Raw genomic sequence first — 15,496 nt, 5'->3', positions numbered from 1 at the left:
GCCCCGGCCGATGGCCGGGGCCCCTCTCGTCGTCGCGGGCGCCGTCTACAGCTTCTCGACCGGCGCGTACCGCAGCAGCAGCCGCTTGGGCTTCTCGTCGCCGAAGTCGATCGTCGCCTGCGCGTCGGCGCCGACGCCCGTCACCTGCATGACCGTACCGAGACCGAACTGGTCGTGCGTGACCCGGTCGCCGACCTGGAGCGCGATCACCGGCTTGTCGGTGGTGCGGCGGGTGGCGAAGCCCGAGGGACCCGAGCGGGCACGGGAGGAGGAGAGCGAGGAGGTGATCCCCGAGGTCGGCCCGGCGGGCTTGACCATGGGGCCGGTCCGCTTCCACTCCAGATACGTCGGCGGGATCTCCTCCAGGAAGCGCGAGGCCGGGTTGTACGAGGGCTGGCCCCAGGCGCTGCGCATCGAGGAGCGGGTCAGATACAGCCGCTCGCGGGCGCGCGTGATGCCCACGTACGCCAGCCGGCGCTCCTCCTCCAGCTCCTTCGCCTGGCCGAGCGCGCGCATGTGCGGGAAGACGCCGTCCTCCATGCCGGTCAGGAACACCACCGGGAACTCGAGGCCCTTGGCGGTGTGCAGCGTCATCAGCGTGATGACTCCGGACCCCTCCTCGTCCTCGTCGGGGATCTGGTCGGAGTCGGCGACGAGCGCGACCTTCTCCAGGAACTCGGCCAGGGTGCCGGCCTCCTCCTCACCGCGCTCCTGCTCGAACTCCAGGGCGACGGCGGCCAGTTCCTGCAGGTTCTCGATCCGGGTCTCGTCCTGAGGGTCGGTGGAGGCCTGCAGCTCGGCGAGGTAGCCCGTCCGCTCCAGGACGGCCTCCAGGACGACCGCGGGGCCGGCGCCGGAGTCGACGACCGTACGGAGCTCCTCCATGAGCGCGTTGAAGCGCTTGACGGCATTGGCGGAGCGGGCCGCCATGCCGTACGCCTCGTCGACCCGCTTCAGCGCCTGCGGGAAGGTGATCTTCTCCCGGAGGGAGAGGGCGTCGATCATCGCCTCGGCGCGCTCGCCGATGCCGCGCTTGGGCACGTTCAGAATGCGGCGCAGCGGGACGTTGTCCTCGGGGTTGGCGAGAACGCGCAGGTAGGCGAGGACGTCGCGGACCTCCTTGCGCTCGTAGAAGCGCACTCCGCCGACGACCTTGTAGGGCAGGCCGACGCGGATGAAGATCTCTTCGAAGACACGGGACTGGGCGTTCGTCCGGTAGAAGACGGCGACGTCGCCGGCCTTCGCGTCGCCCGCGTCCGTGAGGCGGTCGATCTCGTCGGCGACGAACTGGGCCTCGTCGTGCTCGGTGTCGGCGACATAGCCGGTGATCTGCGCGCCCGCGCCCGCGTTCGTCCACAGGTTCTTGGGGCGTCGGGACTCGTTGCGCTCGATGACGGCGTTGGCGGCGGAGAGGATCGTCTGCGTCGAGCGGTAGTTCTGCTCCAGCAGGATCGTCGTCGCGTTCGGGTAGTCCTCCTCGAACTGGAGGATGTTGCGGATGGTCGCGCCGCGGAAGGCGTAGATCGACTGGTCCGCGTCACCGACGACGCACAGCTCGGCCGGCTCCAGGTCCTCGTAGCCGGTCCCGACCAGCTCCCGTACGAGGGTGTACTGGGCGTGGTTGGTGTCCTGGTACTCGTCGACGAGGACGTGGCGGAAGCGGCGGCGGTAGTGCTCGGCGACGTCCGGGAACGCCTGGAGCAGGTGGACCGTCGTCATGATGATGTCGTCGAAGTCCAGGGCGTTGGCCTCGCGCAGCCGCGCCTGGTACATCCGGTACGCCTCGGCGAGCGTCTTCTCGAAGCCGTCGACGGCCTGGTCGGCGAAGGTCTCCTCGTCGATCAGCTCGTTCTTCAGGTTCGAGATCTTGGCGCTGAAGGACTTCGGCGGGAACTTCTTCGGGTCGAGGTCCAGGTCACGGCAGACCAGCGCCATCAGGCGCTTGGAGTCGGCCGCGTCGTAGATCGAGAACGAGGACGTGAAGCCGAGCTTCTTCGACTCGCGGCGCAGGATGCGGACGCAGGCGCTGTGGAACGTCATGACCCACATGGCGTTGGCGCGCGGGCCGACCAGCTGCTCGACCCGCTCCTTCATCTCGCCGGCGGCCTTGTTGGTGAAGGTGATCGCCAGTATCTGACCGGGGTGGACGTGCCGGGTGCCCAGGAGGTGGGCGATGCGGTGGGTGAGCACCCGGGTCTTGCCGGAGCCGGCGCCCGCGACGATGAGCAGCGGGGTGTCGGTGTGGACGACGGCGGCGCGCTGCTGTTCGTTCAGCCCTTCCAGGAGCGCGGCGGCGTCCACGACGGGGCGTGCGGCTCCGTCGCGGTAGTACGCGTCCCTGGTCACAGGCGCGTCGAAGCGCCCCTCGAAGAGGTCGTGCGGGACCTCCTCCGCGGCCGGGGCGCCGTGCGGGTGGTGCTCGTCGTCCTCGGGCGGGGGCGGAGGCTCCTCCGAGGAGTGGTTCTGGAGGCTCGCCAGGAAGCTGTCGTCAAAGAGGCTGCTCATCGCCTAACGAGTCTAGGCCGCCGCACTGACAGCCCGCTGCCACCTCCCGAAGTGACAGGATTCTTACGGAGGGTGACAGTCCGCTTCAGGTCACGAAAATGTATCGGGCATATCGAACATCGGCCTTCACAGCGCCCCCACGAGTTGGCTAGCGTGCTCGCCCAAGCAGCCCGTCCCCTCCGGCGGCGAATCGCGCCGAGCGGGCAGCCCACGCCGAACCCGGCCCTGTCTCCAACCAGTTGGGCCTGCGCAACTCGGCGGCCACGGAAGGAGATGCCGGTCTTGGCGTCCCATCGCAAGCCGCGCAGCACACGTCCGCACTCCCCCGCCGTCGGGGTCACGACGGCCGCCATAGCCTCCGTAACCCTGCTGTCCACACAGAGCGCGCAGGCGGCGCCTGCCGCGCCGAAGCCGACGGTGGAGGAGATCCAGAAGAAGGTCGACGACCTCTACCGGCAGGCCGGCACGGCGACGCAGGAGTACAACCGGGCCAAGGAGTCCACGGACCAGCAGCGCCGCAAGGTCGACCGGATCCTGGACGACGTGGCCAAGCGGACGGACGCCATCAACGAGTCACGGCGCGCGCTCGGCTCGTACGCGGCGGCGCAGTACCGGGCGGGGGCGGTCGGCCCGACCGCCGCGCTGATCTTCGCCGACAGCCCGCAGTCGTACTTCGACCAGACCCACCTCATGGACCGGCTCTCCGAGCGGCAGCACAGCGCGGTGGCGGACTACGAGGACAAGCGCGCCGAAGCGGCGAAGCAGCGGGCCGAGGCGACGAAGAGCCTGGATAGCCTCACCGAGTCGCAGGCGAAGCTCCGCACCAGCAAGCAGAACGTCCAGGGGAAGCTGGCGGAGGCGCGGACCCTCCTCGCCCGGCTGACGGCCGAGGAGAAGGCCCGGCTGGCGGAGCTGGAGCGCAAGCGTCAGGCCGAGGCGCGACGCAAGGCCGAGGAGCAGGCGAAGGCGGAGGCCGCGGCGGCGGCCAAGGCGGCCGCGGATGCCGAGCGGCGCAGGCAGGAGGAGGCGGCCAAGGACAACGCCGAGCCGCCGGCGACCGGTGGGACGAGCGGCTCGACGTACGCGGCGAAGGCGGAGAAGGCGCTGGCGTTCGCCCGGGCCCAGATCGGCAAGCCGTACGTATGGGGCGCGACGGGTCCGAGCTCGTACGACTGCTCCGGTCTGACCCAGGGCGCCTGGAAGGCGGCGGGCGTCGACCTGCCCCGCACGACCTGGGACCAGGTGGAGGTGGGAACGCGGGTCGCGACGGCGGACCTGCTCCCCGGCGATCTCGTCTTCTTCTACGACGACATCAGCCACGTCGGCCTGTACATCGGCGGCGGCAAGATGATCCACGCGCCGAAGCCGGGTGCCAACGTCCGCGAGGAGTCGATCTACTACATGCCGATCTACGGGAGCGTGCGCCCGGCCTGAGCCGGCTCCGTGAGGTCGGGAGCCGGTTCCGTCAGGCCGGGAGCCGGCTCCGTCAGGTCCAGAGCGTCGCGATGAAGATGTTGGCCACGGTCAGGCCGCCGACCGCGCCGAAGAGGCCCGCGGGCACCTTCTCCTCGTCCCGCTTCACGTACACGAGGGCGAGGATGACGACGAGGATCGCCATCTTGATGCCGATCTTCACGTTGTTGACGGCCTGGTCGTCGGCCTGGTTGAGGCCGACCAGGGCGATTCCGGTGACCAGCATCGTCAGCGCGCCGTGCAGCATGGCCGGCACGAAGCGGGCCGTACCCGCGCCCATCGCCTTCATCTGGGTCAGGAATCCGCCGAGCAGCGAGGCGATTCCGATGATGTGCAGGGCGACGAAGACATTGATGAGTACGTCCATGAGGCGGAGCCTAACCGGGCCCTAGCACCGCTGTTCGGCCGGGTCCAGCCAGTCCGGCGCATCGGTCACGGGCGTGCCGCAATGCGGCACCCACCCGCCGCGGGCCCCGGAAGCGAACGGTCCCGGAGCGCCAACTGGCGCCAATAGCGGTCAACTCCCCGCCCTGCCGTGACGCCGAGGTTTAGCGTCCTCCTCCAGGTGGCCGGCTCCCCACCACCGTCGGTTCTTCCGGCGGCAGTCGGTCGCCCCCGCCGAGAAATCCGGCGGTGGGCCGTCTCCCCTGTGCGGTCCATCGCCGGACCCGGTGGGCATCGACCCCCACAGGGAGAGGATGTGACCCGCCCTCGTGGCAGCTCACCGCAAGCCCAGGAACTCACCCCTCGGTGGCCAGGCGGCACGGACCGCCGCCACGCTCGCCCTCGCCTCCGCGGCCACGGCGACCGTCTTCGAGGGGTCCGGGCAGGCCGAGCCCAGGCTCACCCCCGCGCAGGTGAAGGCGAAGGTCGACCGGCTGTACCAGGAGGCCGAGGTGGCCACCGAGAAGTACAACGGGGCGAAGGAGAAGGTGGACGAGGCCCGGGGCGCGCTCGACCGGCTGCGCGACGAGGCCGCCCGCAGGACCGAGCGTCTCAACACCGCCCGTGACGCGCTCGGCTCCACGGCCGCGGCGCAGTACCGCTCCGGCGGTCTCGATCCCGCCGTGCAGCTCGCCCTGACCTCCGACCCGGACGAGTACCTGGCACGCGCCGCGCTCGCGGAGAAGGCCGGGGAGCGGCAGGCGTCGGCGATCACCTCCGTGCGGCGGGAGCTCACCGGGATCGGGCAGCTGCGCGCCGAGTCGACGGAGCGGCTGACGCAGCTGCGCGGCCACGAGGCCGAGCTGCGGCGGCAGAAGACGGCCGTCCAGGGCAAGCTCGACGAGGCGCGGAAGCTGCTGGCCCGGCTGACCGCCGAGCAGCGGGCCCGGTACGACGCGGCGGCGACCGGTTCGGGGCGGAGCGACGGCTCCGGGGGCTTCGCCGATACGGCCGGGGCGCGGGCGGACCGGGCCGGCGAGGGGCGCGGCTCGGTCGCGGCGCCGAACGGGCGGGCCGCTCAGGCGATCTCCTTCGCCAGGGACCAGCTCGGCAAGCCGTACGTGTGGGGGGCGACGGGCCCGTCGGGGTACGACTGCTCGGGCCTGACGCAGGCCGCCTGGCGCTCCGCCGGGGTGTCGCTGCCCCGTACGACGTACACGCAGATCAACGCCGGGCAGCGGGTGTCGCGCTCCGAACTGGCCCCGGGCGACCTGGTGTTCTTCTACTCCGGCATCAGCCACGTCGGGCTGTACATCGGCGGCGGGCAGATGATCCACGCGCCCCGGCCGGGCGCTCCGATCCGGGTCGCGCCGATCGACGAGATGCCGTTCGCGGGCGCGACTCGGGTGGCGTGAGGACGCTCACCCCTTGACCTTTGGATAGTGGCGCTATCTACTATGGGTAGTGCCACTATCCAATCGTGGAGAGGACAAGCCATGCCCACGCTCCCCTGGACCGTCCCGAACCAGGCCCGCGCCGGCACCGAGGCGCAGGTCATGGCCTCCCGCTTCGAGGTGCGCTCGCTGAAGGACGTGCCCCGGTTCTTCCTTCGGTCGCTCAGCGCCTGGCGACAGGTGAAGTCGGCGCCGGGCGCCCTGGGTGCCTCGTTGATCGCCCAGCCGCTGAAGCGGACCTTCTACACCCTCTCGGCATGGGAGGACCGCAACGCCCTCTACGCCTACGCCCGCGCCGAACCCCACCGCTCGATCATGACCGGCCTGCGCGCGACCATGCGCGACTCCACCTTCACCTTCTGGGAGGTGCCGGTGGACCGGCTCCCGATCGACTGGACCGAGGCCAAGCGCCGACTCGCCGAGGAAGCCGCCAAGAAGGCGGGCTCCTAGCCGGTCTCAGACCAGCCGGCGGGCCGTCGCCCAGCGGGTCAGTTCATGGCGGTTGGACAGCTGGAGCTTGCGCAGGACCGCCGAGACATGCGACTCCACCGTCTTCACCGAGATGTAGAGCTGCTTGGCGATCTCCTTATACGCGTACCCACGGGCGATCAGTCGCAGTACCTCGCGCTCCCGCTGGGTGAGGCGGTCGAGATCCTCGTCCACCGGCGGGGCGTCGGTGGAGGCGAAGGCGTCGAGTACGAAGCCGGCCAGGCGGGGGGAGAACACCGCGTCCCCCTCCTGGACGCGGAAGATCGAGTCGACCAGGTCGGTCCCGGTGATCGTCTTGGTGACATAGCCGCGGGCACCGCCCCGGATCACGCCGATCACGTCCTCCGCCGCGTCGGAGACCGAGAGGGCGAGGAAGCGCACCGGGTCCTCGGCCGCCGCCATCAGGCTCGCGCAGCGCCGCAGCACCTCGACCCCGCCGCCGCCCGGCAGGTGTACATCGAGCAGGACGACCTCGGGGCGGGTGGCGGTGATCACCGTGACCGCCTGGTCGACGTCGGCGGCCTCTCCGACCACCTCGACCCCGGTCACGTCGGTCCGCCCGATCTCGGCCTGCACGCCCGTGCGGAACATCCGGTGGTCGTCGACGAGCACGACCCGTACCCGGCGCTCCACGGTCTCCGCCCCCGTCGTCCCGGTCCCGGTCTCGTCGCTCATGCGTCCGCCCTCTCCATCTCAAGCTCCACTTCGGTGCCTCCGCCCGGCACCGCCCGCAGCCGGGCCGAACCGCCGTTGCGCTGCATCCGGCCGATGATCGATTCTCGTACGCCCATCCGGTCGGCGGGTACGGAATCGAGGTCGAAGCCGGGCCCCCGGTCCCGCACCGAGACGAAGACCGAACGGCCCTCCACCTCGGCGTAGACCTGCACCGCCCCACCCTCGCCACCGTACTTCGCGGCATTGACCATCGCCTCGCGCGCGGCCTGCATCTGTGCGACCAGTTTCTCGTCGAGCGGGCAGTCGCCCACGACGACGACCTCCAGCGGGACACCGTGCTTGTCCTCGACCTCGGCGGCGGCCCGCTTCACCGCCTCGGCGAGGGTCTCGGGCTCCTCGGCCTCGTCCTTGCCCGTGCCCTCCGGCTTGTACAGCCAGTTCCGCAGCTCCCGCTCCTGGGCGCGGGCGAGTCGGCGCACCTCGCCGGGCTCGTCCGCGTTCCGCTGGATCAGCGTGAGCGTGTGGAGCACGGAGTCATGGACATGGGCCGCGACCTCGGCGCGCTCCTGCGCGCGGATGCGCATGGTCCGCTCCTCGGAGAGGTCCTGGGACATCCGCACCAGCCAGGGGCCGGCGAGCAGCGCGATACCGGTGAGCACGGCTATCGCGGCGGTCAGCGCCGTGCCCAGCTGGGCGGCGGAGCCGCGGACCACCATGAAGACGGTCAGCCCCATGCCGACCAGTGCGACTCCGGCGAAGCCACGGGCGAGTTGCAGCGTGCGCCGACGGCGGCCGGTCTCGGTCCAGCTGGCCCGGCGGGCGTTGTCCGCCTGTCGCCAGACGAGCACCACCCCGACGCCGATGAGGAGCGTCGGCCAGACATAGCGGTCCGTCCGATTGCCCCAGTCGATGTTCCCCGCGAAGATCGCGGCGCCGATCGCGAGCGCGATCAGCGCGAAGACCTGGCCCCGGTCCGGCTTGCGCAGCCTGCGCCGGCCGTCGGCGGTGGTCTCGAACACCGGCCGGGGCGTGGAGCGGCCGCCGACGCCGAGCGGGACGACGATCCAGAAGACCGCGTACAGCAGGGCGCCCAGGCCGTCCGCGAGGAGCAGGGCCGCGAACAGGGCGCGGACCCAGACGACGGGCAGCCCCAGATGTCCCGCGAGGCCGCGCGCGACACCGCCGAGCCACCGGCCGTCGGCGCTCCGATAGAGCTTGCGCACGGGCGGTTCGTCGGTCTCGGCGACACGGGCGGTTGCGGGCATGAACCGATCGTCACACGTCCGGCCCGGCGTGGACATCAGGGTCTGCCCTGAGATCGCCCCTAGGACGCGGCCCCTAGGCGTCTCTCGGGGTGGACCGCCCGCGGAATATCAGGGTCACGCCAGGGTCGGCCCCGGTGCCGCGGCCGGGCACCGGCCGTCACCATGGACGCATGACGAGTTCGACGCCTTCTCACCACGAGGCCCCGCCGGCGGCGGAGGCCCCGCCCGTCGCGCCCCTGCGGCGCTCGCGGCGGCACAAGGTCGTGGCCGGTGTGTGCGGCGGCCTCGGCCGGCACTTCGATCTCGATCCGGTGATCTTCCGGATCGCGGTGGGCGTGCTGTCCGTGACCGGCGGCATCGGGCTGATCTTCTACGGCTTCGCGTGGCTGCTCCTCCCGCTCGCGGGCGAGGAGGAGAACGAGGGCCGCAGGCTGCTCTCCGGCCGGGTCGACGGGGCGGCGCTCGCGGCCGTGCTGATGGCCCTGGTCGGTTGCGGCGTCTTCCTCTCGATGCTGGGCAACGGCGGGACGCTGGCGTTCGCGATGATGCTGTCGATAGCGGTGTGCGGGGCGGCGGTCTGGTCGCAGCGGCGCATGCAGGCGGTCGGCGGGGACGCCGAGGGCCGGATGGACGCGGCGACGGCGCAGGCGGTCGCGGAGGCGCCGCCGGAGGCGAAGGCTCCTCCGCTGGTGGAGTTCCCGTCCTGGTGGAAGGACCCCATAGTCAAGGACGGCTCGACCGGCAGGATCGCCGTCGGCTATCTCTGGGGCCCGCACGGCGTGGTGGACGAGGACGGCCGGCTCGAGAACGGCGAGATCCCGGTGCCCGGCAGTCAGTGGGGCACGGCCGGACCCGCCGCCGGGCGACGGCCCGCCGCCTCGGCGGTCCGGCGCGGGCCGCGCTCCATCGGCGGTCCGGTCTTCCTGCTCGCGCTGCTGGCCGGCGGCCTGGGCACGGGCCTGTCCTGGGAGACGCATCCGCTCGGCACGAGCCTGCAGATCGGTCTGGTCGCCGCTCTGGGCGTGTTCGGCCTCGGACTGGTGGTCAGCAGCTTCCTCGGCCGGACCGGATTCGGCACGATCTTCCTGACCGTGGTCACCGCGGGTCTGCTCGCCGTGGCGGCGGCCCTGCCGAAGGAGATCTCCACGGAGTGGGTTCGTACGACCTGGAAGCCGGCGTCGGTCGCCGCCGTGCAGCCGCGCTACGAACTGGGCACGGGCGTCGGCACGCTCGATCTGTCACGCCTCGCGGTCCCCGCCGGGAAGACGGTCGACACCGCGGCCGAGGTCGGGGCGGGGAAGCTCGAAGTGATCGTCCCGAAGGACGTCACGGTGAAGCTGAGGGCCCAGGTGGGGCTGGGCGATGTGCGGCTGCCGCAGCAGGCGCCCGGTGACATCGACGTAGCGCCGGACCGCGACGTGACCCGGACGCTCGCGCCGCCGAAGGGCACCGCCCCGGCGGGTACGGTCGACCTCTCGCTGGAGGTCGGTCTCGGACAGGTGGAGGTCACCCGTGCTGCTTCATGAGTTCCGCCCCGGCAGGCTGATCGCCGGCTCGACCGCCCTCGTGCTCACCGTGATGTACGCGGGCGACGCCTCGGGCGCCTGGACCACCCCCTGGTACGAGGTGGTCCCGGTCCTCTTCGGCGGCCTGGGGGTGGCCGCCCTGGCGACCTGGGTCGCCTACCGTGTGCGCCGGCGCTCGGCGCGCATGGCGTCGAGCGAGAAGTACGCGGCCCCGGCGAGCACGAGCGGCAGCCAGGACATCAGATAGGCGAGGTCGTTCCCGTAGTAGTACGGATTGACCTGCCAGCTGACGGTCAGCCACAGGCTCAGGGAGATCAACGCTCCTCCGAGCGCGGCCAGCCGGGCGAAGAGGCCGACCAGCGTCCCGATGCCGACGGCGAGTTCGCCGAACGCGATGGCGTAGCCGAAGCCGACGGGGCTGTTGAGCGCCATGTCCACCATGGCCGGGATGGCCGAGGTGTCCCGGACGCCGCGCATCATCTCGCCGATGGACCCGGTGCCCGTGTCGGACATGAAGGCGGAGTCGGTGAGTTTGTCGATCCCGGCGTAGATGAACGTGATCCCGAGGAAGAGTCTCAGCGGCAGCAGGGCGTACCGCGACCCGGTCTCCTTCCAGCCGGTGAGCCGGCCGGACCGGCCGTGGCCACCGTTTCCGTACGTCCCGGTCGTCCTGTGCATTCGTTCTGACATCGTCGGCCTGCCTCTCCCGCGCCACTGTCCGTCCGCGGAACCGATTGTCCTCGGACCCCCTGCATGGGGATACGCGAGGAACACGTCGGGAGTTCAGGCGAGGCCGATCGGCTCAGTCGACGACGTCGATCATGACCCGGTTGGTCTCCACGCCCGAGGCCGTCACCACCCACACCTCGACCCGCCCAGGCTCCACGTCCACGGGGAGCGGGACGGTCAGGGAGGTGTCCGTCGGGTTGGCGAAGCCGCCCGGAACGGGGACGAGCGGGACGTGCGCGTGGACGGATCCGATCCGCACGACCAGTCGGGTCAAAGGGTCCGGTCCGCCGGCGCCGGCCGGGACGAAACCGGCCCCCCGGATCTCGATGTCGTCGCCGGTACGGATCGGTGCGTCGAGGTCGCCCGCCTCACGGGAGCGGACGACGGAGAAGAGGGCGGGCCGGCCGCCCTCGACGCACTTCGTGGCGAGATAGCCGGCCGCCGCCACGGCGACGAGAACGACCAGGGACCAGGGCAGGCCGGGCAGCCGGTCGGGTTCGTGCCCGAGCCGCACGGCTCCGAGGACGAGGACGGCGCCGGACACCAGGAGATAGGCGAGGTCCGTGGGGCAGGCACGGCCGTTGTCGTCGCAGAGGAGGTCGGCCGCGCGGGGGCGGTCGGCGCGGACCTTCTGCAGACGCTGCCCCATGACCCGTGCCCAGACGATCCGGCGGGTGGCGACGGCGACCGCCGCGGTCAGCGCGAAGACGGTCAGCAGCCCGGCGCCGTGGGAGATCCCGAGGCCGGTCCGGTCGGCGCCGGTGACCGTGCGCAGCGCGAGGAAGAGCACGGCGTAGACGGCGAAGAGCAGCCAGCCGGCCGCGACCGCGCGGGAGGTGGAGAGCCGGTTGTCCTCCCCGATCAGTGGGGCGAGGACCCCACCGCGCGCCCGGTGGGCGTGGGCCGCGCCGGTCAGCGGGACCGCGAGGAGGAGGGCGGCGACGAGCCCGGCGGTGCGCGCTCCCGTCCAGCCCGTGCCGATCGCGGTGAGCGCCTGGCCGAGGAGCAGGGCGAGGACCGCACCCCATACGGCGCCGAGGGTGGCGTACCGGACCCGCCGGAGCCAGGCATCGCCGTCCTCGCGATCGCGCGCGGCGACGGTCCGGGCCGACTGGGCGAGTTCGTCGGAGACCCACTGCCGGGAGGCGACCGGCGAGTGCGCGACGGCCGCGGGGACCCCGTGACCGGCGGCGAGCTCGTCGCGTCGGGCGAGGAAGGCGGCGACGGCACGTCGGTGACCCGCGCGCCCGCCCCGTGCGCACCCCGCGTGGTCACCGCACTGTCTCGCCTCTTGCACCGACACGGCGTTCATTTCCCGATCGACACGTCAACTGGCCGTTGATTCCAGGGAATTGTGCCGCACCGGAGAGCCTCTCGACTGCTCCGAGCGCCCCGCGCGAGAGTGATTGAACCGTCATCACATTGACGTAAGGACAGTCCGGGCCATGTTCTACGACAACAGTTCGGGCTCCGCTCGGCTGATCCTGCGCCACAGCGGCTGGTAGTTGATCCACGCGGCGAGATCGGTGCCGAGCTGCTCACGGGTGGCCACCGCCTCCCGGTGCCCGATCGGCACCGGCTTGCCCGCGGCCCGCGCGGCCAGCTGCCCCTGGGCGCACCGCTCCATCGCGATGAACCACCAGGCGGCCGCGTCGACCGAGGTCCCGACGGTCAGCAGGCCGTGGTTGCGCAGCACGATCGCCTTGTACGGGCCGAGGGCGGTGGCGATCCGCCGCCCCTCCTCGCGATCGACGGCCACCCCGGTGTACGCGTCGTAGAGCGCGTGGTCCTGGTAGAAACCGCAGGCCTCCTGGGTGATCGGCTCGACCATCTCGCCGAGGGCGGCGAGCGCCCGCCCGTAGGTGGAGTGGCTGTGCGCGACGGCGACGACATCGGGCCGGGCCCGGTGGACCTCGGCGTGGACGGCGAAGGCGGCCTGGTTCACGGGTGCGCCGCCGAGCACGACCTGCCCGTCGCCGTTGACGAGGACGAGGTCGCTCGCCGTCAGCTCGTCGAAGGGCGCACCGAAGGGGTTCACCCAGAAACAGTCGGCGTACTCGGGGTCCCGGGCGGTGACATGACCGGAGACGCCCTCCTCGTATCCGAACCGTCCGAAGAGTCTGAGCGCGCCCGCGAGTCTCTGCTTGCGGTACGCCCGCTCCTCCTCGACGGTCCCGTGGACGGGAGGCATCGCGACGTGGAGCCGATCGGCGGGTACGGGGGCCGGTGTCTCGCTCATGCGCGGGAAGGTAACGCCGGACCGTGCAACTGACCAGAGAGATCACACGCCGAAGACGTCGAAGCCTCCGAAGACGCCGAGGACGGGACTCCGAAGGCACCGGACACGACGAAACCGCCGCCCCCGGATGGTGGGGGCGGCGGCTTCACACGCGTACGGGAGCAACCGTGAGTGCTACTCCCACTCGATGGTGCCCGGCGGCTTGCTCGTCACATCGAGCACCACACGGTTCACATCGGCGACCTCGTTGGTGATCCGGGTCGAGATCTTCGCCAGGACGTCGTACGGCATCCGCGTCCAGTCCGCCGTCATGGCGTCCTCGGAGGAGACGGGACGCAGGACGATCGGGTGGCCGTAGGTGCGGCCGTCGCCCTGCACACCCACCGAGCGCACATCGGCGAGCAGCACGACCGGGCACTGCCAGATGTCGCGGTCGAGACCGGCGGCCGTCAGCTCCTCGCGGGCGATGGCGTCGGCCTCGCGCAGCAGATCCAGGCGCTCCTTGGTGACCTCGCCGACGATGCGGATACCGAGGCCGGGGCCGGGGAACGGCTGGCGCTGGACGATCTCCTCCGGCAGGCCGAGCTCCTGGCCGACCATGCGGACCTCGTCCTTGAACAGCTGGCGCAGCGGCTCGACGAGCTCGAACTCCAGGTCCTCGGGGAGGCCGCCCACGTTGTGGTGGGACTTGATGTTGGCGGTGCCGGTGCCGCCGCCGGACTCGACGATGTCCGGGTAGAGCGTGCCCTGGACGAGGAACGCGACCTCGGGGCCCTCCTCCTGGAGGATCTCCAGCTGCGCCTGCTCGAACACGCGGATGAACTCGCGGCCGATGATCTTGCGCTTGGTCTCCGGGTCGGAGACGCCGGCCAGCGCGGTGAGGAACCGCTCCTGCGCGTCGACGACCTTCAGCTGGACGCCGGTGGCGGCCACGAAGTCCTTCTCGACCTGCTCGGTCTCGTCCTTGCGCATCAGACCGTGGTCGACGTACACGCAGGTGAGCTGCGAGCCGATGGCCTTCTGCACGAGCGCCGCGGCCACGGCGGAGTCGACGCCGCCGGACAGACCGCAGATGGCGCGCTTGTCGCCGACCTGCTCGCGGATGGCCGCGACCTGCTCCTCGATGACGTTGCCGGTGGTCCAGTTCGGCTCGATGCCGGCGCCGCGGTAGAGGAAGTGCTCAAGGATCTGCTGGCCGTGCGTGGAGTGCAGCACCTCGGGGTGGTACTGGACGCCGTACAGCTTCTTCTCGTCGTTCTCGAAGGCGGCGACCGGCACGACGTCCGTGGACGCGGTGACGCTGAAGCCCTCGGGGGCGGCGGAGCAGGCGTCGCCGTGCGACATCCACACGGACTGCTCGGTCGGGGTGCCCTCGAAGAGGGTCGATCCGGCCTTGGAGACGTGCAGCGGCGTACGGCCGTACTCACGGGCACCCGTGTTGTCGACGGTGCCACCGAGGGTGGTCGCCATCAGCTGGAAGCCGTAGCACATGCCGAAGACGGGGACACCGGCCTCGAAGAGCGCGCGGTCGAGGCGCGGGGCGTTCTCCGCGTACACGGAGGACGGGCCGCCGGAGAGGATGATCGCCTTCGGGTTCTTGGCCAGCATCTCGGCCACCGGCATGGTGGACGGGACGATCTCGCTGTAGACCCGCGCCTCACGGACGCGTCGGGCGATGAGCTGGGCGTACTGGGCGCCGAAGTCGACAACGAGGACTACGTCCGGGTTGGTGACGTCGGGCGCGGCAGCGGGAGTCGCTGATGACACTACGGCGGCCTTCCGGCGGTAGGGAGGGGTCCCCCGAAGGGGGCTATTTGTCGATTCTACCGGCGCGCCGGAGTCGCTTTTCGTCTCACCATCCGAACCCGGTTTGGCCCGGCCCCCGGGCAGGGGTCCATACTGTCGCCATGCGCAAGCTCACGACCTTCGTCTTTACCTATGGCACCGGCCCGTCCGGCTGCCATGGTCGTGTTGCTTAGCTGACAAGCGACTTCCCAGGCGCCCCGGGCCGACAAGGCCCGGGGCGTTCTGTCGTTTCCGGTCCTTGTCGCTCCGGGGCATCCGACACCGACACCCCGAGGAGCCCCACCATGACCGCCATGACCCACACCGAGAAGACCGGCGCCCGTACCGACGAGGCCGCCGTGCTCATCGGCGACGCCCGCGAGCGCATCGACGCCCTCGACGACCGGATCATCGGCCTGATCCAGGAACGGATGGCCGTGTCGGCCGTCATCCAGGAGGCCCGGATCGGCTCGGGCGGCCGTCGCGTGAACCTCGCGCGCGAGATGGAGGTGCTGGGGCACTACAGGGACGCGCTGGGCAAGCCGGGTACGGCGCTGGCGATGACGATGCTGGAGCTCTGCCGGGGCCGCATCTGAGCGCACGGACCGGGGGCGCGCTCGGGGATCGATGCGCGCTCGCCTGCCCGACCGCGCACGCTCACGGATCGACGTGCGTCGCGTATCCGGGTGCGTCCCCGCATCTGAGTTCGGGCCCGCTCTCACCCGTACGGCGCGTGACCGGCTCCCGCACCCCTTCGTTGGTCCCGTTGTCCGTGCCAGCCAGGGGCGGGCCCGAAAAAACCACGCGTGGCTTCGCTGGGGCGTGTGACGTACCGCAAGTACGTCGTGGGACCTCGCCCCAGCGCGCGTGACCGGACGGCAGGGGACAGCAGCCCGGTCACCCAGAAAGGGCGGTCGGCCCCGGGGACGCCCCGGGCCGCCCCCAACCGGGCGAGACGGGATCCCCGGCCCC

The 15,496-nt window shown here is 71.3% G+C and carries 14 protein-coding genes; 6 read left to right on the top strand and 8 right to left on the bottom strand.

What is annotated here, in order from left to right; genetic code table 11:
- Window positions 1-45: 45 nt before the first annotated feature.
- Window positions 46-2,505 (bottom strand): DNA helicase PcrA, encoded by a 2,460-nt coding sequence (gene pcrA / locus ACFQ7Q_RS34720; RefSeq protein WP_383562269.1) that lies wholly within the window; start codon window positions 2,503-2,505, stop codon window positions 46-48.
- Between the two features lie 273 nt (window positions 2,506-2,778).
- Between pcrA and ACFQ7Q_RS34715 the strand changes: the two genes are divergently transcribed.
- Window positions 2,779-3,939: an NlpC/P60 family protein gene (locus tag ACFQ7Q_RS34715; protein ID WP_383562267.1), complete on the top strand. Its 1,161-nt coding sequence runs from the start codon at window positions 2,779-2,781 to the stop codon at window positions 3,937-3,939.
- Window positions 3,940-3,991: 52 nt separating this feature from the next.
- On the opposite strand, the gene ACFQ7Q_RS34710 is transcribed toward ACFQ7Q_RS34715, so the two are convergent.
- Window positions 3,992-4,345 carry a hypothetical protein gene (locus ACFQ7Q_RS34710; protein ID WP_383562265.1) on the bottom strand — a complete coding sequence of 118 codons (354 nt, stop codon included), beginning with the start codon at window positions 4,343-4,345 and terminating at the stop codon, window positions 3,992-3,994.
- Window positions 4,346-4,691: 346 nt separating this feature from the next.
- On the opposite strand from ACFQ7Q_RS34710, the gene ACFQ7Q_RS34705 reads away from it, so the two are divergent.
- A complete protein-coding gene (locus ACFQ7Q_RS34705; protein WP_383562263.1) occupies window positions 4,692-5,777 on the top strand; it encodes an NlpC/P60 family protein in 1,086 nt (361 codons plus the stop codon).
- Between the two features lie 81 nt (window positions 5,778-5,858).
- On the top strand, window positions 5,859-6,266 hold the full coding sequence (locus tag ACFQ7Q_RS34700; RefSeq protein WP_383562261.1) for a DUF3291 domain-containing protein: 408 nt from the start codon (window positions 5,859-5,861) through the stop codon (window positions 6,264-6,266).
- A 6-nt stretch (window positions 6,267-6,272) separates the two neighbouring features.
- On the opposite strand, the gene ACFQ7Q_RS34695 is transcribed toward ACFQ7Q_RS34700, so the two are convergent.
- Together ACFQ7Q_RS34695 and ACFQ7Q_RS34690 are read right to left on the bottom strand one after the other, a co-directional pair.
- Window positions 6,273-6,980 (bottom strand): LuxR C-terminal-related transcriptional regulator, encoded by a 708-nt coding sequence (locus tag ACFQ7Q_RS34695; protein ID WP_383562259.1) that lies wholly within the window; start codon window positions 6,978-6,980, stop codon window positions 6,273-6,275.
- Window positions 6,977-8,245 carry a PspC domain-containing protein gene (locus ACFQ7Q_RS34690; protein WP_383562257.1) on the bottom strand — a complete coding sequence of 423 codons (1,269 nt, stop codon included), beginning with the start codon at window positions 8,243-8,245 and terminating at the stop codon, window positions 6,977-6,979. Before ACFQ7Q_RS34690 ends, ACFQ7Q_RS34695 begins: the two co-directional genes overlap by 4 nt.
- 170 nt (window positions 8,246-8,415) lie before the next feature.
- On the opposite strand from ACFQ7Q_RS34690, the gene ACFQ7Q_RS34685 reads away from it, so the two are divergent.
- Both ACFQ7Q_RS34685 and ACFQ7Q_RS34680 read left to right on the top strand, forming a co-directional pair.
- A complete protein-coding gene (locus tag ACFQ7Q_RS34685) occupies window positions 8,416-9,771 on the top strand; it encodes a PspC domain-containing protein (RefSeq protein WP_383562255.1) in 1,356 nt (451 codons plus the stop codon).
- The gene (locus ACFQ7Q_RS34680; protein ID WP_383562253.1) at window positions 9,758-10,018 is read left to right on the top strand and encodes a hypothetical protein; all 261 of its coding nucleotides are present in this window, start codon (window positions 9,758-9,760) and stop codon (window positions 10,016-10,018) included. Before ACFQ7Q_RS34685 ends, ACFQ7Q_RS34680 begins: the two co-directional genes overlap by 14 nt.
- On the opposite strand, the gene ACFQ7Q_RS34675 is transcribed toward ACFQ7Q_RS34680, so the two are convergent.
- From ACFQ7Q_RS34675 to guaA, 4 genes are all read right to left on the bottom strand, one after another.
- Window positions 9,928-10,449: a DoxX family protein gene (locus ACFQ7Q_RS34675; protein WP_383562251.1), complete on the bottom strand. Its 522-nt coding sequence runs from the start codon at window positions 10,447-10,449 to the stop codon at window positions 9,928-9,930. The two genes, ACFQ7Q_RS34680 and ACFQ7Q_RS34675, sit on opposite strands and share 91 nt — an antisense overlap.
- A 124-nt stretch (window positions 10,450-10,573) precedes the next feature.
- Window positions 10,574-11,812 carry a hypothetical protein gene (locus tag ACFQ7Q_RS34670; RefSeq protein WP_383562249.1) on the bottom strand — a complete coding sequence of 413 codons (1,239 nt, stop codon included), beginning with the start codon at window positions 11,810-11,812 and terminating at the stop codon, window positions 10,574-10,576.
- Between the two features lie 138 nt (window positions 11,813-11,950).
- The gene (locus ACFQ7Q_RS34665; protein ID WP_383562247.1) at window positions 11,951-12,739 is read right to left on the bottom strand and encodes a class II aldolase/adducin family protein; all 789 of its coding nucleotides are present in this window, start codon (window positions 12,737-12,739) and stop codon (window positions 11,951-11,953) included.
- 174 nt (window positions 12,740-12,913) lie between these two features.
- Window positions 12,914-14,506 (bottom strand): glutamine-hydrolyzing GMP synthase, encoded by a 1,593-nt coding sequence (gene guaA, locus ACFQ7Q_RS34660; protein ID WP_383562245.1) that lies wholly within the window; start codon window positions 14,504-14,506, stop codon window positions 12,914-12,916.
- A gap of 323 nt (window positions 14,507-14,829) precedes the next feature.
- On the opposite strand from guaA, the gene ACFQ7Q_RS34655 reads away from it, so the two are divergent.
- Window positions 14,830-15,120: a chorismate mutase gene (locus tag ACFQ7Q_RS34655; protein WP_383562243.1), complete on the top strand. Its 291-nt coding sequence runs from the start codon at window positions 14,830-14,832 to the stop codon at window positions 15,118-15,120.
- Window positions 15,121-15,496 lie beyond the last annotated feature (376 nt).

It is taken from the genome of Streptomyces sp. NPDC056527, from assembly GCF_042794475.1.
Classification (GTDB): domain Bacteria; phylum Actinomycetota; class Actinomycetes; order Streptomycetales; family Streptomycetaceae; genus Streptomyces.
The sequence above is the reverse complement of the archived record's forward strand: the minus strand, read 5'-3'. Positions and strand labels throughout refer to the sequence as shown.